Source organism: Halomonas sp. AOP25-F1-15 (genome assembly GCF_052378675.1).
Classification (GTDB): Bacteria; Pseudomonadota; Gammaproteobacteria; order Pseudomonadales; family Halomonadaceae; genus Vreelandella; species Vreelandella casei.
On record NZ_JBQSXV010000001.1, the window covers coordinates 500579 to 520926 of the forward strand.

20 protein-coding genes are annotated in these 20348 nt (G+C 52.4%); 11 read left to right on the forward strand and 9 right to left on the reverse strand.

The genetic code is table 11. The features are described 5' to 3' along the window. Nucleotides 1–18: 18 nt before the first annotated feature. On the reverse strand, nt 19–786 hold the full coding sequence (locus tag ACT3TF_RS02225; RefSeq protein ID WP_441685185.1) for a class I SAM-dependent methyltransferase: 768 nt from the start codon (nt 784–786) through the stop codon (nt 19–21). A 155-nt stretch (nt 787–941) separates the two neighbouring features. Here ACT3TF_RS02225 and nfsA point away from each other — a divergent pair, with 155 nt between their 5' ends. Both nfsA and ACT3TF_RS02235 read left to right on the forward strand, forming a co-directional pair. Further along, nucleotides 942–1673, forward strand: a complete 732-nt coding sequence (nfsA, locus tag ACT3TF_RS02230; RefSeq protein WP_096278845.1) for an oxygen-insensitive NADPH nitroreductase — start codon at nt 942–944, stop codon at nt 1671–1673. Nucleotides 1674–1783: 110 nt separating this feature from the next. Beyond that, nucleotides 1784–2749 carry a zinc-binding metallopeptidase family protein gene (locus ACT3TF_RS02235; RefSeq protein ID WP_096278847.1) on the forward strand — a complete coding sequence of 322 codons (966 nt, stop codon included), beginning with the start codon at nt 1784–1786 and terminating at the stop codon, nt 2747–2749. 17 nt (nt 2750–2766) lie between these two features. On the opposite strand, the gene ACT3TF_RS02240 is transcribed toward ACT3TF_RS02235, so the two are convergent. Genes ACT3TF_RS02240 through ACT3TF_RS02255 form a run of 4 tightly spaced genes read right to left on the reverse strand, consistent with a single transcriptional unit; the run spans nt 2767 to nt 8105 of the window. Then, on the reverse strand, nt 2767–3585 hold the full coding sequence (locus tag ACT3TF_RS02240; RefSeq protein ID WP_441685187.1) for a PEP-CTERM/exosortase system-associated acyltransferase: 819 nt from the start codon (nt 3583–3585) through the stop codon (nt 2767–2769). A 55-nt stretch (nt 3586–3640) separates the two neighbouring features. Next, entirely contained in the window at nt 3641–6496 is a 2856-nt protein-coding gene (locus tag ACT3TF_RS02245) for an EAL domain-containing protein (RefSeq protein ID WP_444671486.1), read from the reverse strand. Nucleotides 6497–6526: 30 nt separating this feature from the next. After that, nucleotides 6527–7750 carry a hypothetical protein gene (locus ACT3TF_RS02250; protein ID WP_444671487.1) on the reverse strand — a complete coding sequence of 408 codons (1224 nt, stop codon included), beginning with the start codon at nt 7748–7750 and terminating at the stop codon, nt 6527–6529. Beyond that, complete coding sequence (locus ACT3TF_RS02255) at nt 7719–8105, reverse strand: hypothetical protein (protein WP_441685193.1); 387 nt, start codon at nt 8103–8105, stop codon at nt 7719–7721. The genes ACT3TF_RS02250 and ACT3TF_RS02255 overlap by 32 nt, the downstream gene beginning before the upstream one ends. A 552-nt stretch (nt 8106–8657) precedes the next feature. Between ACT3TF_RS02255 and ACT3TF_RS02260 the strand changes: the two genes are divergently transcribed. Beyond that, a complete protein-coding gene (locus ACT3TF_RS02260; protein WP_441685195.1) occupies nt 8658–9551 on the forward strand; it encodes a dihydrodipicolinate synthase family protein in 894 nt (297 codons plus the stop codon). Between the two features lie 57 nt (nt 9552–9608). Here ACT3TF_RS02260 and ACT3TF_RS02265 read toward each other — a convergent pair whose 3' ends face one another. Continuing rightward, entirely contained in the window at nt 9609–10547 is a 939-nt protein-coding gene (locus tag ACT3TF_RS02265) for a glycerophosphodiester phosphodiesterase family protein (protein WP_444671488.1), read from the reverse strand. A 548-nt stretch (nt 10548–11095) separates the two neighbouring features. Between ACT3TF_RS02265 and ACT3TF_RS02270 the strand changes: the two genes are divergently transcribed. After that, entirely contained in the window at nt 11096–11377 is a 282-nt protein-coding gene (locus ACT3TF_RS02270; protein ID WP_444671569.1) for a PQQ-dependent sugar dehydrogenase, read from the forward strand. Nucleotides 11378–11420: 43 nt separating this feature from the next. Here ACT3TF_RS02270 and ACT3TF_RS02275 read toward each other — a convergent pair whose 3' ends face one another. Both ACT3TF_RS02275 and ACT3TF_RS02280 read right to left on the reverse strand, forming a co-directional pair. After that, nucleotides 11421–11801 (reverse strand): hypothetical protein, encoded by a 381-nt coding sequence (locus ACT3TF_RS02275; protein WP_444625276.1) that lies wholly within the window; start codon nt 11799–11801, stop codon nt 11421–11423. 23 nt (nt 11802–11824) lie between these two features. Continuing rightward, nucleotides 11825–12742 (reverse strand): LysR family transcriptional regulator, encoded by a 918-nt coding sequence (locus tag ACT3TF_RS02280; protein WP_444671489.1) that lies wholly within the window; start codon nt 12740–12742, stop codon nt 11825–11827. Nucleotides 12743–12902: 160 nt separating this feature from the next. On the opposite strand from ACT3TF_RS02280, the gene trpB reads away from it, so the two are divergent. After that, complete coding sequence (gene trpB / locus ACT3TF_RS02285) at nt 12903–14120, forward strand: tryptophan synthase subunit beta (protein ID WP_441685203.1); 1218 nt, start codon at nt 12903–12905, stop codon at nt 14118–14120. Further along, nucleotides 14117–14992 carry a tryptophan synthase subunit alpha gene (gene trpA / locus ACT3TF_RS02290; RefSeq protein WP_444625279.1) on the forward strand — a complete coding sequence of 292 codons (876 nt, stop codon included), beginning with the start codon at nt 14117–14119 and terminating at the stop codon, nt 14990–14992. The genes trpB and trpA overlap by 4 nt, the downstream gene beginning before the upstream one ends. On the opposite strand, the gene ACT3TF_RS02295 is transcribed toward trpA, so the two are convergent. Next, nucleotides 14989–15723, reverse strand: coding sequence for an SDR family oxidoreductase (locus ACT3TF_RS02295; RefSeq protein ID WP_096278864.1), 735 nt, complete (start codon nt 15721–15723; stop codon nt 14989–14991). The genes trpA and ACT3TF_RS02295 overlap by 4 nt on opposite strands. A 242-nt stretch (nt 15724–15965) precedes the next feature. On the opposite strand from ACT3TF_RS02295, the gene ACT3TF_RS02300 reads away from it, so the two are divergent. The 5 genes from ACT3TF_RS02300 (at nt 15966) to ACT3TF_RS02320 (ending at nt 20314) form a co-directional block, all read left to right on the forward strand. Beyond that, on the forward strand, nt 15966–16202 hold the full coding sequence (locus ACT3TF_RS02300) for a helix-hairpin-helix domain-containing protein (RefSeq protein ID WP_444625280.1): 237 nt from the start codon (nt 15966–15968) through the stop codon (nt 16200–16202). A gap of 175 nt (nt 16203–16377) precedes the next feature. Further along, nucleotides 16378–16737, forward strand: a complete 360-nt coding sequence (locus tag ACT3TF_RS02305) for a VOC family protein (RefSeq protein ID WP_444671490.1) — start codon at nt 16378–16380, stop codon at nt 16735–16737. 367 nt (nt 16738–17104) lie between these two features. After that, a complete protein-coding gene (locus tag ACT3TF_RS02310; RefSeq protein ID WP_444625281.1) occupies nt 17105–18544 on the forward strand; it encodes an amino acid permease in 1440 nt (479 codons plus the stop codon). A 12-nt stretch (nt 18545–18556) separates the two neighbouring features. Beyond that, nucleotides 18557–19528, forward strand: coding sequence for a homocysteine S-methyltransferase (gene mmuM / locus ACT3TF_RS02315; protein WP_444671491.1), 972 nt, complete (start codon nt 18557–18559; stop codon nt 19526–19528). A gap of 45 nt (nt 19529–19573) precedes the next feature. Continuing rightward, nucleotides 19574–20314 carry a carbon-nitrogen hydrolase family protein gene (locus ACT3TF_RS02320; protein WP_444625283.1) on the forward strand — a complete coding sequence of 247 codons (741 nt, stop codon included), beginning with the start codon at nt 19574–19576 and terminating at the stop codon, nt 20312–20314. The last annotated feature ends 34 nt before the right edge of the window (nt 20315–20348 follow it).

Here is a 20348-nt window from a genome sequence, read left to right on the forward strand (position 1 = left end):
GACAGTTGTTGGGCTACTTTACGCGCGGGCTGAAACGCGCAGACGAACATAGTCGGCTGTCCAGTTTCCTTGCTCATCACGCAGGCTGTGCTCAAGAAGCATCAAGGTATCCTCTAGTACGGCTTCGCGTACGCTCTCATCCAAACCATGCATAAACGGGCTGGCAAATGTTTTTAACCATCCTGCCATGCCGGTCGGTAGCGGCGTTGGGCGAGGAATCAGAGCGATACTCTCAACCTCAAAGCCGGCACGTTCTAACTGCTTCGTATACTCGGTGGGGGTAGGGAAATACCATGGATGACGGCCTTCTATGCTAATGCCACGCAGGTGCAGCGCAGCGATCAGTGCCGTGCAGATCGCCGCTACATTACCGTGGCCGCCAAATTCGGCTACCAATCGACCGCCGGGTTTTAATGCCCGTTTAACGCCCACTAAAACCGGCTGCGGATCAAGCATCCAGTGCAGAGCCGCATTGCTGAACACTGCGTCAAACTCATGGTCAAAATCCAGCTGGTGGGCGTCAACGATTTGCGCGGAAATGCCACGCTGACGTGTTGCGTTTACCATGTCTTCTGACGCATCGACGCCTAGTACATTGGCGCCAAGCTGCACAAGGCGTTCGGTTAAGGCACCGTCACCGCAGCCAAGGTCCAAAATGCTTTCACCGGCTTGAGGCGACAAAAGCTTAAGTACGTCGCCGCCTAGCTTGGGTACAAAGTCAGCATTCTCGGCATAGCCACTGGCATTCCACTTTTGGCCAGGCGCATTTTGAGGTGTATGAGTCATGTCTGCTTTCTAAGCCTCGTGATTATTTCATCAAGTGTCAGTCAGTATGCAGCATACGCTAGTCCTGCCAGGCTGTGAGATACTGTTGACCCATATCCAGTCGTTATATCGGTAAGTGTTAATCAGAAAAGTGCTATTCAGAGAAGCGAGGTTCCATGAACGACGTTATTGAACTGTTAAAATCCCATCGCTCGGTCCGTAAATTTAGCGATCAACCGATTCCGCGAGAGCTACTGTTAGAGCTGATTCAAGCGGGGCAGGGCGCAGCAACCTCCAGCCATGTTCAAGCCTATACCGTTATTCATGTGAAAAATGCGGCGAACCGCGAACAGATTGCGGAGTTGGCCGGTGGGCAAAGTTATATTACTACCTGCGCAGACTTTCTTGTGTTTTGTGCCGATATGAAGCGGCCCACTGAGGCATCTGAGCTCACGGGTGCCAACGTCATTCGCGGCATGACCGAGCAACTGTTGGTAGCGACGGTAGATACGGCGCTAATGGCGCAAAACGTAGCAGTGGCGGCTGAGTCTGAAGGGCTGGGCATTTGCTATATTGGCGGCATCCGCAATAATCCCCAGGCGATTAGTGATCTGCTGCGACTGCCTGAGCACGTTTATCCCGTGTTCGGAATGTGCCTTGGCTATCCTGATCACGCCCCTGAAGTTAAGCCTCGTTTAGCGGTGGAGGCCATTCTGAAGGAAGACTACTACACTGAAGACAGCGAGCAGGTTCAAGCTTTTGACGCGACTATGCAGGCTTACTATCAAGCGCGTAGCAGCAGTAATAAAGACACTGACTGGTCGCATAATCTTAAGCCACTGTTCGATAACAAGCTGCGTCCTCATATGCGTGATTTCTTGATCAAGCGCGGCTTTGAGATGAAGTAAGCCGTAAGGGTATGTGAGGTGCAGCATCCTGCTGGATAGGCTGTTCGGAAAAGAGAGCGATCAACTGCTTATTGGACGCTCTCTTTTCTCGTTTTTAGGAGCTCTACCGTATGCGTGTATTTTCCAATCCCGTCGGTGCAGGCTCTCTTTGGTTCGACAACCTCGCGACTGCTGATGGTACTCCTGTTGCTTATGATCCCCAGGCAAGGGCCTTTGTACCCATGCCGCCTTTCTGTATCAATCGGGAGATCATCGGCTGTAATTGGATTGCACCTAAAAAAGGTGCTTTTTGCCGCTCTTGTGCGATGACGGCGCTAGCACCAGACCCCAAGCTTCCCGATGCGATGGCTAACTGGGCGAAAACGGAAGCAGCAAAACGCTGGGTGCTGGATAACCTAGGTCGCTGGCACTGGTTTCGCCCTGAAGACGCAGGCGCACCGCCGGTTTTTCATTTGTTAGCCGAAGGGAAGACACCGGTGCCCATGGGGCACATAGAAGGGGTGGTGACCATCAGCGTGGCAGAGGTAGACCCTGTATTGGTCACAACGCGTCGTGAGGCATTAGACGAGCCGTATCGAACCATGATCGGCCACATGCGCCATGAAATATCGCACATGCTCTGGTGGCGGCTTAGTCTGCGAGAAGATTTTCTTGATGCCTTCCGCAAAACCTTCGGTGACGAGCGCCAAGACTATACGGCTGCGCTTCAGCGCCACTACAAGGAAGGCCCTCCCTCGAACTGGAAGGAGAGCTTCCTGACCACCTATGCTTCTGCGCACCCTCATGAAGACTGGGCTGAAACGGCTGCACATCTTCTGCATTTAACCGATATAGCCGATAGCTTTGCTGCATCCAATCTTTCTTCCCCGGAGCTCCCTAGCCATCAGTGGGAGCCATATGCAGAGCCGAATGCTGAGCGTTTGATTTACGTGGCAGCGGGGCTCACTGTCGGCGTTAATCATATAAATCGCTCTATGGGTTTGCCCGATCTTTATCCCTTTGTGCTTTCAGAAGCCGCCCGACATAAGCTTGCTTTCGTCCATGAGTGGCTGCGTCGAGGTGCGCAGGGGCTATAAGCGTATTTTTAGCAGCATTAGCTAGCTTGATTGAAACTGCTGAGCCTTACAGCCAGCAGCTCCTTAAGCTGTGGATCTAAGGCTTGCCTAATGTACGAATAAAATGGCATTAGATCTTTGTGCATTGTTTCTTCAGCTTTAGCGTGATCGATGTAGAAAGCATTGCGCTTACCATGCATTTCGATAGTTTCTCCCACTTTCGTAAACTTAAAGCCAGACATAGAAAGGAGCCGTGGAAGTCGTGGCTCCATCATGGCAAAGACATGTCGCTTGTTCATTAGACCTACAAGCGAGTATGTTGAAAGAAATAACGCAATGACGATTAAGCGAAATGTTTTTCTTTCTGCATTAGTAAATTGATAGTCGATATCATTGAGGTCCAGCGTCTCATATTTAATGGCTTTATGGCGAAACGCCCTGGCAATAGCAAAACGCGATATTTCACAAATACTGTTATAAGGCAGCTTTGCTGGATGTAACGTTTTATGGGGTAAGTGTTGCTCGCCAAAATCTTGTAGAGGGAGCCGTTTTATATTGTCGTCAGTACAGGGGGCGGGGAGCACTAGACGAAGACAGCCAGCCGCTAGCCCTGAACGACGATGCTCTATCAAACAGTGAATTGAATGAGTGTCGTGAATGTCGAGCTCAAGGTTGTTACTCGATGATTCAGGTGCTTGATAGCCAATTTCCTGACAATAAACGTCATGACGAAGTTTGTATATTCGGCGCTTTTCAATGTCCGTAATGGCTATTTTGAAATTAAAATCATTTTTAAAAGAAGCGAAAAAATCATAAGCGGTAGTGCTGCTATTCTCCTTTTGTTGATTTTTTTCCATCAATGATTTTCCTTGGCTAATAGAGTTATTAATATAAATTAAGAAAAGCGCTGGTCTAATTTAAATATTTATCTGATGGTGGCAAGTCAGAGAAAGCATTGCCAATGGCGACTGGCTGACCAAGATAGAATCCCTGACCATAAGTGATGCCATAGGATTTTAATAACGGTAACAAAGCTTCTTGATCGACGAATTCAGCGATAGTTTGCTTTCCAAAACCTTTGGCTATGTCAGCAATAGCACGCACAATCACGCGGCTATCGGGGTTGGTCAGCAAGCTGTGAATAAAAGAGCCATCAATCTTGATGTAATCAATGGGCAACTGCCCTAAATAATGGAGGCTGCTGAAGCCGATGCCAAAGTCATCTAGCGCGATGCGACACCCCAGCTCACGTACGGATTGTAAAACGCCACGTGCCGTCGAGAAATCGGTCACAGCCACTGTTTCAGTTACTTCCAAAATAAGATGATGAGGGTCTGCGCCGCTAGCCGCCAGCTCGTCTGAAAGATACTGCTTTAGTTCCTCGTCGTGTAGTGACTGGCCTGAAAGGTTAACCGCCAAGGTAATGCCTCGTTTCTGCAGTTGACTAAGTGCCTTCAAACTTTGACGTAATACCCAGCGGTCGATGAGAACGATTTGACCGCTTTGTTCGGCAACGGGAATAAAATGTGCTGGTGAAATTAGACTGCCGTCGATATCACGCATACGTAGCAACACCTCATGGTGTTTCACGTCGCTATCTTCTAAGCGCATAATCGGCTGTACCATCAGCTCGAAGCTGTTTTCTTCAAGCGCGTTGCGTATGCGCTCAACCCAGTAAACCCGCTCCTTGAGCTCGTCTTTGGCATTCTCCGCTTGGGAAAGTAAGTGCCAATGCTGAAGGCCATTTTCCTTGGCTTTGTACATCGCGACATCTGCACTGGCCATCATGTCCGCGGGCGTATGGCCATGCGTTGGGAAGAGGGCAATGCCGATACTGGCGGTAACACGATGACGCCGTTCTCCTGCGGTGAAACCGAGATCTTCAAGCAGTTGCACGATATATTGCGCGATCTTGACGCTTTGTTCTGCGTTGGTATCTTCTAGCAGCAGAGCAAACTCATCACCACCTAAGCGGGCAACAACGCCATGTCGACCAAGGTTATGAAAGAGAGTCTTGGCCACTTCGCGTAGCAGCTGGTCGCCCACATGGTGCCCACTAAGCTCGTTAATTTCTTTAAATTGATCTAAGTCCAACAGCAGCACAGCACCGTTAGCGTGCATAGTGCGTTCCATGGCAGCTTGCAGCGAATTTTGGAAATAACGACGATTATACAGCTCGGTGAGAGGATCTCGTTCGGCCAGCCAAGTTAAACGCGCCTCGGCAGCCTTGCGCTTCGTTATATCAAGCCCCACCGATATTCTTGACGGTTGCTCGTTGCTGCCAGCCTGCAATGGAGCGTGATACCACACGATGGTATGCAGGCTCTGGTCTGGCATTAGCAGCGTTTTTTCTTCTTGCTGAGAAACGTTTGGCGTATGGGCTGTTGAACTGCCAGCTTCAAAGATGTCACTAAAATTGCGTCCGAGTAAGGACCGTTCATCGAGTCCTAGCATCAACTGAGAGTATTCATTGACCAAACTGATACGTCCTGTGATGTCCTGAGCCACGATAAACACCTGAGCCGTATTCAACAGGCTGTTAACGAAGTCACGTTCCTTTGCTAGTTCTTCAATACGCTCCGCTAGTTGTTCGCCACGCTCCTGAACTTGCGTCTCTAATGTTTCGAGTTGATGGGAAAGTGCCAGTGTTGTGCTTTCTAGCACGTCAATTTCGTCAGGAAGACGCCGCTGTCTTTCGGGAATGGCGGAACGTATATCGCTGAACTTGCCTCGTGCCAGTGTCGGCAGAAGCCCTGCCACTCGACGTAGCCGAGCCATGGGGCCAAGGAGTATGAATAACAGCAGTAACTCCGCTAAAATCCAACCAAGGACGCCAACGAACAGCAGGGTGCGCGTGTCCTGATTAATCGTATCAATTTGTTCAGTGATATCGGATATCAATAAGAAGTAGCTGTTATTAATAATATCGGCATCTTCTTCCATATTGACGGCACTTAATTCTAAACTTCTCCCATCACTTTCAAAAATGGCCGGCGCTTCTAAAAGGCTAGGTAACGACAAAGTCTGTGCGGCCTGTTGTAAGAGTGCCAAGCTATATTCTTGACGCGTTAGCGCTGTGATACGACCATTCCAGCGTTCTAAATAGCGTTCATCTGCAATATCGCGCTGATCATCCGCCCCTGTGACGACCAGTGCCACTTCACTACCTGAAACCTCGTTGGCCTCCCTGGTCACATCGGCTAATGATCGGGTTAATACGAGCATGCCGACGCTTTCACCCTCGACTAATACAGGCACCGCAGCAAACTGCTGACAACTGGTTGAGCACCGCAATGTGGTGAGCGGTATCTCGGTATTGATCACTCGCCTGACCCAACTCAATATGGGCAACTGGCTTTCGCTTGCCCCCATTCCCCAACTGCCTAGAACTTGACCGTGGGTGTCCATCACCAGAACTTCATCAATGCCCGCTTCAAGTTGTAGCGCGGGCCATTGCGAATTTAATGCTTGCCCGACCGTTTCTGAATCCCCCGCTTGCAGTGGAGGCCCCAGGCTTGAAGAGGCCGCTGTTAACCCTGCTAATTGGCGAAGATTTTCTGATGAGTGCTGTAGGGCTAAACGAATTTCACGCTGTTGGCGTTCATGGTGTTGGTCTCGGCTCTCCTTAAACTGGCGAGTTAAATTGTCGTGGCCTAGGACGGTAAACAACGTCACTAGTGCCAGAAGCAGTAAGCTGCTTAGCGTAATGACACGCCAAGTTAGACTGAATCGATGAGATTTGTGAATAGGAACAGTGGTTTTGATCACATTCAGCTTCCTAACCTAGTGAGCATGACGTCAGAAACGAAGCGATAGTTGGAATAAGAGCATATTCCAACGACGGCTAGTCTGTGATGAGTCAGGGTTATCTCGGATAGGTAGCCAGCCAGTGCCATCGACATGGTGGTACTCGCCTGCCAGCATTATTCTTGGATGCGGGGTCCACTGAAGGCCAAACGTCAGGTCATCTGCAAATTGGGTGTGGGCTGGAATGGCACCACCGGTGCTTTCTTCAAACGACCGCCCTCTACGATCATCGCGATTATTGGTCAAGCTGTCATACCGAGCTAACCATTGCCAGTTACTGGCAAACCGACGCGTGTATTGGATATACCAGCTTTCTCCAATGACATCATTAACCCAGGGGTTTTCTACCCCGCCAAGTTTGGTTGGTCTAAGCGCGAACTCGCCGGTCAAACTCCAAAGCTCTTCGTTGTATTGCAAGGACAAGATAGCGGGGCGGAAGCGGAATGCGACATCAGACTGCAGCGGCGTACCTGAGTCAAAGCGCGCTTTTGCCTGTGCAGCACTCAACGCTGCAACAATACGGCCGCCGTCATGCTCATAACGAATCTGCCCAATAGCAGACTGTTTAGCGTCCAAACTACCTGGCACATTTTCTAGTCGCAGGGCGCTTTGTAAATCGTCACCCGCTTGAGCCTGGCCAATCCCTACTTGAGTACGTATCACGCCAGCAGATAATCGTGCCTCGTGATAAAGGCTTATGCCATCACCGGAAAGCGCTAACGACCGCGTACGATCAAAATAAATGGATTGGGGCAATAATATACTTGGGCGAGTAAAGGCTACGTCGCGTGTCTGATTATAAAATCCTAACGGGTTTTTAAAGCGTCCTACCTGAACACCCAGCGTGTGTTTTTGGTCGGAGATTAGCTGGTAATCAATGAGACCGTAATCGAGCACGGGGCTTGCATCGCCACTATCGCCACCTGCTCGTCGGCTGAGTACCTGGGCAGCCATCAGCACATTTTGATGCGGGCGTAATGATGCATTCAGGCCTACTTCAGTAAATTCCAGGCTGCCTTCATTATGGCTACTAGGGCCAAAGAAGTTGTTATCGTCAGTCACGATCAGCGCTTGGCTAAGAAAACCATGCACCTGGAAAGTATCCAGAATGTCCTCGTTGCTCTGGCTTGGAGAGGGAAATACCAAGGCCAGTACAGCGACTAGTGCCGCGGTTGTGCGGTACTCATTCCATCGAAATGACTTGGACACTATCATCCAGATACTCCCTTTCAAGATAGCCAATGGCGCCGGGCGTTGTTGCAATGCGCTGGCGCATCTCCTCCTGATCGCGTACAGAGTTAGGAGCCTGTCCGGTGCCTGAAAATACCATTCGGTCCCAGGCCAGCTGTAGCTGATGTGGGTAAACGGCCAAATGTTCTTTAGCAAAGCGGGCATGCACAGGGTCGTTATTATTCAACACAAAGACTCGCACAGCTTGTCCGCTTGGCCATGTACGTTGACGCATGGCGAAAATGGCGCGGGTGGCATCAGTATTGAGTCCGCGAGTAGCAACATCTGGGTGTGCAACCAGAAAAATAGGCGCTTCCCGCGCCATGGCAGTAGTGCTCATAAACGTGATGCACGCCATTACAACGGTGGTAATCACCGTTAATAACGCTACCCGCGCTATGAAGCGTGTCAAGAAAGATGATGGCATTGGTATACTGGCGGCTTGAGAAACGCCAGGATCATGCACCATACAGGTTCTGACTGCACTTTATATGAGTATGGTTGTATGGCGATCTCCCTTTTTAGCTTTTTTGAAATATCGTTTTTTATGTCGCGCGCTTAGGGTATAACGAAATGATAAGCCTCAGAAAAATACCGCTGTGTCGTTGTTACGGAATATACGCAAACACTACATCAATTCAAGAAAAATAACAGGAAGTTATGTCAATGATAGACGATCATACATGGTGGAGGCTGTGGGGTTGACTCAACGGATAGCCAAAGCTCATTCACGCACATAACCGATTGAAATTTTTAGAATTACACTTGTAGGCACTGCTCTGACCCGCTATTGCATTTTGCCTGCGGCAGTATCTACCTAAAATGCTTTTAGTTCGCGGTTAACTGTCTATGTGACACTGCGATAAAGCCCCTCTAAATAGGACGATCCACCATGTTCACCGGCCTAAGTGCGTTTCCGCTAACCCCTATGAATGAAAAGGGTATCAAAGAGCGTGAGCTAATATGTTTAGTGGAGCACTTAGCCAACGCTGGGGTGGACTCCATTGGCGTGCTGGGATCGACCGGCAGCTACGCTTATTTAAGCCAAGAAGAGCGAGCGCGTGTGGCCCAGCTTAGCGTGGAAAGCGCAGCCAGTGTGCCTGTTGTGGTGGGTATTGGTGCACTACGTACCCGCGATGTGTTGGCCAATGCAGAAAACGCCCAGAAAGCAGGTGCCAGTGGGGTGCTGCTAGCCCCTGTTTCCTACCAAAAGCTTACCGATAATGAGGTGTTTGATCTTTATGAAACGGTTTGTCGTTCGCTGAGTGTGCCGCTTTGCGTTTATGACAACCCTGGCACTACCCATTTTGAATTTAGCGATGAACTGCATGGCCGTATTGCTCAGCTATCGCAGGTACATTCAATAAAAATTCCGCCCGTTGCGGATGAGGTAGAAGTAGCTCGCGCCCGCGTCGAGCGGCTGCGTAAGTTGATTCCTGACGGTGTCACCATAGGCATCAGCGGTGATGCGGTGGCAGGAGTAGGATTACGGGCAGGCTGTGATGCCTGGTACTCCGTTTTTGGCGGGTTGTTTCCCCAACAGGCGCTGGCCATTACAGGTGCCGCTCAAAAAGGGGACATGCAGCTTATTCAAACGCTTTCGGAAGCTCTTGAACTGCTATGGGCACTTTACCGCGACTATGGAGGCAGTTTGCGAGTGGCGGCGACCATTGCTGAGATAACCGGCAAAGCGAGCCAGCCCTGTTTGCCGCAGCCACTTAAAACGCTGCAAGGCGACGATCGGAAAAGAGTGGAGCACGTGTTGGAGCAGCTTGGCTTAGCATAAACCTGCGTAACAAAAACGCCCGGTCAATACCGGGCGTCATGACAACGAATGGAACGCTTAGTCCACAAGCTCAAGCAGGCGATCAGGATAGTTAGTGAACAGACCGTTCACGCCCATTTCCATTAAGCGCTCCATCTCATCGGTTTCATTGATGGTATAAACATGCACCTGTAGATCGTTTTCATTGGCTTGACGAATAAAGTCAGCGTCAATGACTTGCTCACCTTCGTAAATGAAGTTAGTGCCAATACCCGCTGCGTAATCCGCGATATTCTGGAAATCTTCATCAGTGATTTCTTGTGGCCCCGGCGTTACGCCGGTCCATTCCACAAGGCGCGTATTATCGTCGTCGCTGGGGTAGTACCACACCAGTTGAATGAGCGACACGTTCTCGTTTAATGCGTGTACTTTCAGCAAGCTATCTTGCTCGAAAGACTGTATCAACACGCGACCACTTTCAATCATGTCGTGCTCTTCAAGCGTGGCGACCAAGGCTTCTTCTAAGCCCGGATTCAACTGAGGCGACTTGGTTTCCAGGTAGTAGCGGGCATCGTGGCCAAAGCGTTCAAACACCTCATCAAGCGTGAGTATTTGAGTGCCTTCAAACGCTTCATCGGCTTGATCTGGATAGGCGTCGTTAAACCATGAGCCGGTGTCCAATGCCTTAAGTTCTGCCAGGGTGTGCTCGTTAATACCGCCTTCGCCGTTGCTGGCGCGGCTGATATCGTCATCGTGAAAGGCCACCAATTCGCCATCGGATGTGATTTGGACATCGAATTCTAAATAATCAGCACCCCATTCGTGGGCGAGTTCCAGCGCCGCCATGCTGCTCTCCGGCGCATGTCCGCTGGCGCCACGGTGAGCAATCACTTGAAATGTCTCAAGATCCTTTAGCTGCTGCTCCAGTGGCGCGGTATCGGCTAGGGCGCTACCTGAGGCAAGCGTGACTGCTAAGAGGCCCAGGGGGAGCGAGGCAGTTAATGGATGGTGTTGCATAGAAGCTCCTAAGTTGAATGTTTGTTCAGTAACCTTACACGGGTGCAGCGAATCAAGCCAAGAGAGGGCCGTGCTGAGCCTTGTGTTGAAAGTTGAATAAAAGGCTCTTTGGGTTCAATGATTAAAGTCCGTTTACGCACAAAGAACCGCTAGGCTTTATAGTCGCTACGCGTATTTAAAACCTAGCGCTGAGACGCAGTAATGATCACAACACCAGGATGGTTATCGACGAGCATCAGTTTTCTAATAGCACTGCTGGTAGGTGTATTACTGGGCAGCGTAGTCCAAACCCAGATCAACCTTGCCGCGCTTCAGGGCATGGGAGTACAGATACCTGCAATGCTTGACACCACCGTTAATGATTTACTCACCTTTGCACCCCTCTACGCGCTGTTGTTCTCCGTAGGCTTTATATTTTCTCAAACAGCAGCAGTGCGGCTCTCACGCTGGTTAGGTGGCAGGTTCCAGGCGTTACTAAGCGCTGGCGCCGCAGCGGTACTGATGACGCCGCTCAAGGCGTACCCAGGCACCGTGTCACCTTGTCACCGGTGCTGGCGTGGACGCCCTCTATCGCCCCGTCCGGTATGGCGCTTTACACCGGCGAGCTGTTTCCCGAGTGGCAAGGTGATCTGTTAGTCGGTGCTCTTGTTAATCAAGAAGTGCGCCGGGTGCGCCTATCTGATAACGGTTCAAACGCGGAGGATATAGAAGGTCTTTTTGGCGAACGGGAAGAATGCATTAGAGATGTGCGAGTTGGCCCAGAAGGCGCAATTTATCTACTGACCGACAGTCCGGAAGGCCGGTTGTTACGCGTCACGCCAGTGGAGTAGAAGGCCGGCCAGCCGTCAATTTTTAAGCGCTATCACGTGTCTCTTATAACGTTGAATTACTGCGTCCAGAGGCATCGATCACCGCATAATGTACGCCTTGCTGTTGTTCGGTTGAGAGGTTCTGGTATGAACAGCTAAATAGTCGCCGTGCGTACTGCTCAAAAAGGTCGGCAATGCTCGGCGGTGTGCTTTTAATTTGCTTAGCCGTCGCCAATCCCGTCACGCTTGTTAAGTTTCTATACTTAGCCATAAGCTGGTTGCGCATTGCATAGCAGTGCTCCGCTGCTTCAAGCGAGTTGATTCGACCTACTGAAAGGTCCACTTTAGCGGCTGAGGAAACACGCTGAATATCGGCTATATAACATGCTCGGGTATGAGCATCGTTAATAGCTGCAACATTGGTATGGCGTTTTGCCTTAATCATCGTTGTCTCCAGGTGCTTGATCATTATGGCGTTACCATCTCAAGCTCTCGCTTAAGCCATGTCGCAAGTGATTCGCTGTGGCGATGGTGGATGTTGTGAGCATTGGTTGGCACAGGTAGCCATAGGCAGAGCCTGGCGGGAGTTTCGATACCTCCCCAGGGCGCCACAAGCCTGCCACTTCTCAAGTCATCTTCCACTAATAGCCGCGGCGCAATAGCGATACCCAGTCCGGCCACTGCTGCTTCCATTAAGTAGTACAGATGATCAAATCCTTGGCCTTTGCTTAGCGCCTGCTCAAGCTGCGCCAGCTCAAGCCCATGAGCGTTGGCCCATTGTGGCCAGGCTTGGGGGCGAGAGGCGGTGTACAGCAGCTTGGTTGAGAAGAGCGTCTCGGGCCGTTTTGCATCAAGCTGGGCTGCTAACTCTGGGCTTGCCACGGCGCAGATATGTTCCGCCATGAGCTCGATAATCTCAATATCTGCGGGCCAAGGCGGTGTGGAAAATGCCAGCGTGGCACTGGCGTTTGCCTGCTTGCCAGGCTGCTCGGTTTCACTCACAACCACTTGAAGCTTCAACTGAGGGAGTGCTTCGTGAAGCCGATCCAAGCGGGGTATGAGCCACCGCGCCAGCAAGCTGCCTGGGCAGGCGAGTGTGAAGGGCTGTTGTTCCACTTCATTCTTGAGCGCTGCACAACTATCGCGAAGGCGAGAAAATGCTTCACCAACACCGCTTTGTAGCCGCTCGCCATGCTGAGTAAGCACAATGCCACGGCCTGCTTTGACGAAAAGCGAGACGCCAAAATGTTCATCTAAACTTTTTAACTGGCGACTAACTGCGCCGTGGGTAACGCTTAGTTCCTCAGCAGCGGCCGTCACACTACCCAGCCGGGCCGTGGCTTCAAAGGCGCGCAGGGCGCTAAGCGGTGGCATGCTATGTTGCATGGTATGTCCTGCTGACAGTTGACCTGAGATCACGTATTGCTGATATCTTATCGATTTTTATCTCCCCCTGCCTGCGTTACTTTCACTGCACTGTTTTTACTGAACGGTTTTCACTGAACTGTTTTTACTGAACTGTTTGATAACGCATTCAGAGGTCGTGATGAATCAACCTGTAGACTTATCCAAGAGCCTGCCCGATGCCAACGGCCTGTTTGGCAGCTTCGGCGGCCGTTTTGTCGCCGAAACACTAATGCCGCTGATTTTAGAGCTGCAAGATGAATATTCCACCGCTAAAAATGATCCTGAATTCCAGCGCCAGCTGGCCTATTTTCAGAGCGATTATGTGGGGCGGCCAAGCCCGCTCTACTTCGCTGAGCGGCTGACCGAGCACTTCGGCGGCGCCAGCATTTATCTTAAGCGTGAAGAGCTTAACCATACCGGCGCGCACAAGATCAACAACTGCATCGGCCAGGTGCTGCTTGCCAAGCAGATGGGCAAAAAGCGCATTATTGCCGAAACTGGCGCTGGCATGCATGGCGTGGCCACGGCCACGGTGGCGGCGCGTTTTGGCCTTTCATGCGTGATTTACATGGGTACCACCGACATCGAACGCCAGCAGCCTAACGTTTTCCGCATGAAGCTATTGGGGGCCGAGGTAATACCGGTGACTTCTGGCACCGGCACGTTAAAAGACGCCATGAACGAGGCACTGCGCGACTGGGTCACCAACGTTGACGATACCTTCTACATTATTGGCACCGTTGCTGGGCCCCATCCATACCCTGCCATGGTGCGCGACTTCCAAGCCGTGATTGGCCACGAAACCCGCACGCAAATGCTCGAGAAGCAGGGTCGTCTACCCGATTCGCTGGTGGCCTGTATTGGCGGTGGTTCAAACGCGATGGGCCTGTTTCACCCGTTCCTTGATGACCCTGGCGTAAAGATGATTGGTGTAGAAGCCGGTGGCAAGGGCGTTAAGAGCGGCCTGCATGCGGCTAGCCTCAACGGCGGCACTCCCGGCGTGCTTCACGGCAACCGTACCTATCTGCTGCAAAACGAAGATGGCCAGATTAGCGATGCCCACTCGATTTCCGCCGGGTTGGACTACCCCGGCATTGGGCCAGAGCACGCCTGGCTGCACGAGCAGGGGCGCGTAGAGTACGTTTCTGCCACCGATGATGAAGCGCTGGAAGCCTTTCAGGTTTGCTGCCGCCAGGAGGGCATCATTCCCGCCCTGGAAACCGCCCACGCCTTAGCAGAAGTGGCCAAGCGCGCACCCACGCTGCCCCGTGATCACTTAATGGTGGTGAATTTAAGCGGCCGTGGCGACAAAGACATGATGAGCGTGGCCCACTATTTAGGAGATAAGTTCAAATGAGCGCAGCACAGGACAATGCGATGAGCGATGCCACGCACAAGGTTTCACGTCTTGAAGGCTGCTTCGCTAAGCTCAAGCAAGCCAACCGCCCCGCGTTGGTGAGCTATCTTACGGCCGGTGACCCGGACGCCGACACCTCGCGCCGCCTGCTACACGGTTTGCCAGCCGCTGGGGTGGATGTAATCGAACTGGGGATGCCGTTCAGCGACCCCATGGCCGATGGCCCCGCGATTCAAAAAGCCGCGCTGCGTGCCCTGAATAACGGCCAAACCCAAGTCAAAACACTGGAAATGGTGCGCCGCTTTCGGGAAGAAAACAGCACCACACCGATTGTATTGATGGGCTACTACAACCCTATTTATTGCTACGGCGTTGAGCGCTTTCTTGCCGATGCCGTACGCGCCGGGGTGGATGGCCTGATTGTGGTTGACCTGCCCCCAGAGCATGATGACGAACTCTGCCAGCCAGCGGCTAAGCACGGCATTGATTTTATCCGCTTGGCCACGCCGACCACCGATGCCAAGCGGCTACCCAACGTGCTGGCTAACGCGTCAGGATTTATCTACTACGTCTCAGTGGCGGGCGTGACCGGCGGCAGTGCCCCCACGCCGGAGCGTTTAGAGCGCGCCGTTGCCGACCTGCGCGAACACACTGAGCTTCCTATTGCCGTTGGCTTTGGCATTCGCACGCCAGCGCAGGCCGCCGCCATTGGCCGCTACAGCGATGCGGTGGTGGTGGGCTCCGCGCTGGTCGACTGTATCGAACACGCTAATACGCCCGACGAAGCTGTTCAGCGGGTACACGACCTAGTGAGTGAACTGGCCGCAAGCACCAGGGCGTGCCGGATGGTCAATGAGCTGCTGAGTGATTAAACGATGCCGCCATTAGCGCGCAGCGTTTGACCGTTGACCCAGCCACCCTCAGGAGAGGCAAGGAACGCCACCACATGGGCGATATCGTCAGGCGTGGCGAGGCGCTCAAGTGGTGGCATCTTGGACATACGCTCAATCAATTCGTCAGATTTTCCATCCAGGAATAAAGAGGTGGCGGTGGGGCCGGGGGCAACCGCATTAACGGTAATTGAACGGCCACGCAGCTCTTTGGCGAGAATCGCGGTCAATGTTTCGACAGCCGCTTTGGTCGCAGCGTAAATACCGTAAGTTTCAAGCTTTAAGCCCACCACGCTGGTCGAAAGGTTGATGATTCGCCCACTGTCTCTCAGGCGGTTAGCTGCTTCTCGCATGGTGTTGATCGAGCCTTTCAGGTTGGTATCGATCTGCTTATCAATCCAGCTATCGTCCGTCTGTGCCAACGGCGCAAGCTTCATGATACCGGCATTGTTCACCAGTACGTCGATATGGCCGAAATCAGCCTCTATGCGTTCAAACATCTGGCGTACCGCTTCGGAATCTGCAATGTCTGCTTGTAGCGCTAGTGCTTTGCCTCCCGTGGACTCGATATCATTCACCACACTTTCTGCGGCAGCGGTATTACCGGCATAGTTAACGATGACCGCGAAGCCATCTTGAGCCAGGCGTGTTGAAATGGCGGCACCAATGCCACGAGAGCCACCTGTTACCAGCGCTACTTTTGGGTCAGCCATTATTTTTCTCCATCTTTATTTAAGTAAAAATTAGTGCCTCGTGGATGACGCGCGGATAAGTACAGAAAGCTTGGTATGGCATGCGGTCATGCTAAATTAGTCGTCATTGCTTGCTGATAGATTAATAATAGTACGCCCATGAAAAGGATTCGGGCATTCGAATAAGATTAGCCAGGGTTTAAATAGCCGATTTATCTCCAGCGGCTTAAGAGTCTGGTTTTCTAGTAGCGAGGTACAAACAAGTGGCTTTTTCAGATTTAGAAAGAGATGCTCTTTTGAGCGTGAAGGGTGTTGGCCCCACCGTCATTAAACGTTTTGAAGAGATTGGTATCGATTCATTCAGTGATCTTGCCGTCCACCGTGCCGACGAGATAGCCGAAATGGTTGCATCCATGCTGCAAACAACTTGCTGGAAAAATAGCCCACAAGCAAAGTCAGCTATTGCCGCCGCCATTGCAAGAGCGCAGCAAGGGTTATAAGTCCAGCCATGTGAAGAGTGATTTCTGATTTACAGCGAGTCGCCTTGTCGGTGATAACTGAATGCTTTGTTGATGAATTGATCACATGCTTGCATGTGAGGCATGTCGACATGAAGCCCCGAGGTGCCATTAATATCATTGCACCCTGAAGAATGAAAAAACAAAGGAGCAGGCAATGAATCAACACGAGAAGCTCAATTACGTCGAGTTTGCTGCGCAAGACTTGGCCGCGACAAAAGCTTTTTTCTCAGCGGCATTTGGTTGGGCGTTTGTCGATTACGGCCCTGAATACACCGCGTTTTCCAACCAAGGGCTCGATGGCGGTTTCTATCAAGCGCAGGCCTGTAACCAAACCTCAAGCGGCGGTGCACTGCTGGTTTTCTATAGCACGGATATTGACGCAACGCTCAACAACGTTGAGAAGAGCGGCGGTGAGATCACGCGGCCTGTTTTCGAGTTTCCCGGCGGCTGTCGTTTTCACTTTCAGGAACCCAGTGGCAACGAGTTTGCGGTTTGGTCAGAGGCACGCAACTAGCGCATAGCTAAAAGTTGATTGTTACGGGCCAATGGATATTGAACATGGTGAACTCGATAGCAACCAGCCAAGTTAGGTCGCCGTAAAAGTGATAGAAGTGATAGGGGTGAGAAGCGTCCACACATCCCATGGCGCTAATCAAAAGATAACAGCGAGAAGCGCCCCAGCCAGGGCGCTTTTTTTATAGCTGTTTGGAACCTCGCGACAATACTTACGCAGCGATATTAATCCCATATATTCAAAATAAGAATATTAAATATTTTTTTTATTCTTTTTTGAAACTCCATATTGCACTAAAATGGTGCTCTTTCTGAGCCGGGCCGCTGGGTGCCTGCTGCCTCGTTAGGCTACCAATAGGAATGTCACCATGAGTGAGCAAGCAAGTGATCAGGAGGGCGTGCACTTCAAACGCAGTATGCAGACGCGCCATTTGGTGATGCTCTCTTTGGGGGGTGTGATTGGCACCGGGCTATTTTTAAGTTCCGGTTATACCGTGCAGCAGGCAGGGCCTATCGGTGCGGTATTGGCCTACTTGGTGGGCGGTATTATTGCGTGGCTGGTGATGATGTGTCTCGGCGAACTGGCCGTGCATATGCCGGAGTCGGGGGCTTTCAGCGCCCATGCCAGCCGTTATATCGGCCCCGGCACCGGCTATATGGTGGCTTGGATGTACTGGCTTACCTGGACGGTGGCGTTGGGGTCAGAGTTTACCGCCGCGGCGGTTTTTATGGGGCGCTGGTTTCCCGATATCCCCGGTTGGTACTGGAGTGGCCTATTTGCGGCGATCGTCTTTGGCGTCAATGCGTTTACCACTCGCTTCTTTGCCGAGTCTGAATTCTGGCTCTCATTGATCAAAGTGATTGCAGTAGTGGTATTTGTATTGGTGGGCGCGATAGCGATTATTGGCTGGGTGCCGTTGCATAATGAAGCGGGTGTTGAGGTCGCCTCACCGGGCCTCTCGGCACTATGGGGAGAAGGCGCCATGCCGCCCAGCCTGATGGCCATTGGCACCACTTTGCTAGCGGTGATGTTTGCCTTTTCCGGCACCGAGCTAATTGGGATTGCCGCCGGGGAAACCGTCGACCCGGCTCGCAATGTGCCCAAAGCCATTCGCGCGACCCTATGGCGATTGATCCTGTTTTTCGTGGGCACCATCGTCGTGATTGCAGCGCTATTACCTCAGGATCAGGCTGGGCTCAGTCAAAGCCCTTTTGTGGCCGTCTTTCAGCGGCTCGGTGTGCCGGGCGCAGCCGATATTATGAATTTTGTGATCATTACCGCGCTGCTGTCAGCGGCCAACTCTGGGCTTTATGCCTCCTCACGCATGCTATGGACGCTCTCGGATCAAGGCACCTTGCCAAAATCGCTAAGCCGACTCAATAAGCGCGGCATTCCGATGAATGCCGTATTACTCAGCATGGTCGGTGGCCTGGGGGCGCTGTTTTCCAGCATTTATGCCGCTGAGAGCGTTTATCTGGTGTTAGTTTCGATTTCCGGTTTGGCCGTGGTGGTAGTGTGGATGGCCATTGCCCTTAGCCAGTTTAATTTCCGCCGCCATTACCTGCGTGAAGGCGGGCGGCTGGAAGATTTGTTGTATCGCACGCCGTTCTACCCCTGGGTGCCGTTAATCGCATTTGCGGCCTGTTTGGCAGCGTGCATTGGCATCGCCTTTGACCCACAGCAGCGCGTGGCGCTCTATTTCGGTGTGCCCTTTATTGCCCTGTGCTATCTGGTGCATTTTGTGCGCCACCGTGGAGCTGCTGATCGTTCCGCGACGTCAAACAGCGCTGTGAAGTCACGCCCTTAAGGAAACGTCCCTATGAGTGAATTGAATCCGATCAACGCCCTGTTGGCAGAAGTGCCCTTTATAGTCATCGACGGAGCCTTGGCCACTGAGCTGGAAGCGCTAGGCTGTGATTTAAATGACACGCTCTGGTCAGCGCGCTTGCTGGCCCAGGCTCCGGAGAAAATCCGTCAGGTTCATCAGGCGTATTTTGAAGCCGGGGCCGACTGTGCCATCACCGCCAGCTATCAGGCCACAGTGCCGGGTTTTATGCAGGCGGGGATGACGGAAGAAAAGGCGCGAGCGTTGATTCAGCTATCGGTCACGCTGGCGCAAGAAGCGCGAGATGCGGTCTGGCAACCCGGTCAAACTGACCGGCCCAAGCCATTGGTGGCGGCCTCCGTCGGACCGTATGGCGCCTATCTAGCCGACGGCAGTGAATATCGAGGCGGCTATGACCTCAATCGCGCCGAGCTGGTTGAGTTTCATCGCGAGCGTTTTACGCTGCTGTTAGACGCGGGCGCTGATCTATTGGCCGCTGAAACCTTGCCCTCCCTGGAAGAAGCGTTGGCCATTACCGATTTGCTGACCGAGCACCCCGGCGCCCAGGCCTGGATCACGTTCTCAGCGAAGGATGGTCAACACATCAGTGACGGCACGCCAATAGCCGAGTGTGCGGCCGCTCTCGCCAACTGCCCCGGCGTGGCGGCCATCGGTGTGAACTGCACTGCGTTGGCCCACATCGAATCGCTGATTAAAGAAATCCGCCGTGCGTGTGATCTACCAATAATGGTGTATCCCAACTCGGGGGAAGTGTACGACGCGGTGACCAAAACCTGGCACGCCGCCGCCTGCGAGCATGCCTCAAGCAGCCCTTCTGGCTTGGCGCAAGGGGTTGAGCGCTGGCTAGCCGCCGGGGCATCAGGCATTGGCGGATGCTGCCGAACAGCGCCCAAGGATATTCAAGCGCTGGCGCAGTGGCGGCGCGCGCGCTCAATCACCGTATGAGTCAGCGTAAGGCGTGGCTTTTCTTATGACCGCTGTGAGGGCGAAATGAGCAATAGCACTATCACTATTGGCTTGGCGCAACTGCCGGTAGCAAAAGGCGCAGTGGCTGAGAACCTTGAAACTCACCTTGCCTATATAGACCGCGCGGCCAAACAAGGCGCCGATGTGGTGGTCTTCCCTGAGCTTTCGCTGACTGGCTACGAGCTTGAACTGCTGGAGCGGCTTGCGTTACCCAAAACGTCAGGGGTATTCAGCACATTAGGCAAGGCGGCCGCCCGTCATAACATCGTGGTTATTGTGGGCTGCCCGCTGGTAAACCCAGGCCACAAACCCTACATCGGCGCCGTGATCGGTTTCCCCAGCGGAGAGTGTGAGTTTTACGCCAAGCAGCACCTGCACGACGGCGAAGATGCTTACTGCTCGGCGGGCAATGAAAGCTATCTATTCAGCGTCAACGATGCGCGCATTGCTCTGGCAGTGTGCGCCGACTTCGCCCACCCCGCGCATAGTGACGCGGCCGCCGCCCAGCATGTGGATCTCTATATCGCCAGCGCGCTGATTTCAGAGGCGGGTTATAAAGCAGATGCTGAGCTGCTTTCAGGTATCGCCCAACGCCACCAATTTCCCGTACTACTTTCCAACCACATATCCATCACGGGCGGCTGGCAAACCTGCGGTAACAGTGGCGGTTGGAACGCACAGGGCGAGCGCGTTGTCGTCGCTAACGGCTGTGAGCACGGCATAGTGCTGTGCCATCTTCTGCAAGGGAAGCTAACCAGTAGTTAAGTAGTCTCGGCGAGTGTATGAAATCGTCGATGAT

Excerpts from the sequence above, each read along its gene's own strand:
- ACT3TF_RS02225 (WP_441685185.1), bottom strand. The coding sequence starts at position 786 with ATGACTCATACACCTCAAAATGCGCCTGGCCAAAAGTGGAATGCCAGT.
- nfsA (WP_096278845.1), top strand. The coding sequence starts at position 942 with ATGAACGACGTTATTGAACTGTTAAAATCCCATCGCTCGGTCCGTAAA.
- ACT3TF_RS02235 (WP_096278847.1), top strand. The coding sequence starts at position 1,784 with ATGCGTGTATTTTCCAATCCCGTCGGTGCAGGCTCTCTTTGGTTCGAC.
- ACT3TF_RS02240 (WP_441685187.1), bottom strand. The coding sequence starts at position 3,585 with ATGGAAAAAAATCAACAAAAGGAGAATAGCAGCACTACCGCTTATGAT.
- ACT3TF_RS02250 (WP_444671487.1), bottom strand. The coding sequence starts at position 7,750 with ATGATAGTGTCCAAGTCATTTCGATGGAATGAGTACCGCACAACCGCG.
- ACT3TF_RS02255 (WP_441685193.1), bottom strand. The coding sequence starts at position 8,105 with ATGAGCACTACTGCCATGGCGCGGGAAGCGCCTATTTTTCTGGTTGCA.
- ACT3TF_RS02260 (WP_441685195.1), top strand. The coding sequence starts at position 8,658 with ATGTTCACCGGCCTAAGTGCGTTTCCGCTAACCCCTATGAATGAAAAG.
- ACT3TF_RS02265 (WP_444671488.1), bottom strand. The coding sequence starts at position 10,547 with ATGCAACACCATCCATTAACTGCCTCGCTCCCCCTGGGCCTCTTAGCA.
- ACT3TF_RS02275 (WP_444625276.1), bottom strand. The coding sequence starts at position 11,801 with ATGATTAAGGCAAAACGCCATACCAATGTTGCAGCTATTAACGATGCT.
- ACT3TF_RS02280 (WP_444671489.1), bottom strand. The coding sequence starts at position 12,742 with ATGCAACATAGCATGCCACCGCTTAGCGCCCTGCGCGCCTTTGAAGCC.
- trpB (WP_441685203.1), top strand. The coding sequence starts at position 12,903 with ATGAATCAACCTGTAGACTTATCCAAGAGCCTGCCCGATGCCAACGGC.
- trpA (WP_444625279.1), top strand. The coding sequence starts at position 14,117 with ATGAGCGCAGCACAGGACAATGCGATGAGCGATGCCACGCACAAGGTT.
- ACT3TF_RS02295 (WP_096278864.1), bottom strand. The coding sequence starts at position 15,723 with ATGGCTGACCCAAAAGTAGCGCTGGTAACAGGTGGCTCTCGTGGCATT.
- ACT3TF_RS02305 (WP_444671490.1), top strand. The coding sequence starts at position 16,378 with ATGAATCAACACGAGAAGCTCAATTACGTCGAGTTTGCTGCGCAAGAC.
- ACT3TF_RS02310 (WP_444625281.1), top strand. The coding sequence starts at position 17,105 with ATGAGTGAGCAAGCAAGTGATCAGGAGGGCGTGCACTTCAAACGCAGT.
- mmuM (WP_444671491.1), top strand. The coding sequence starts at position 18,557 with ATGAGTGAATTGAATCCGATCAACGCCCTGTTGGCAGAAGTGCCCTTT.
- ACT3TF_RS02320 (WP_444625283.1), top strand. The coding sequence starts at position 19,574 with ATGAGCAATAGCACTATCACTATTGGCTTGGCGCAACTGCCGGTAGCA.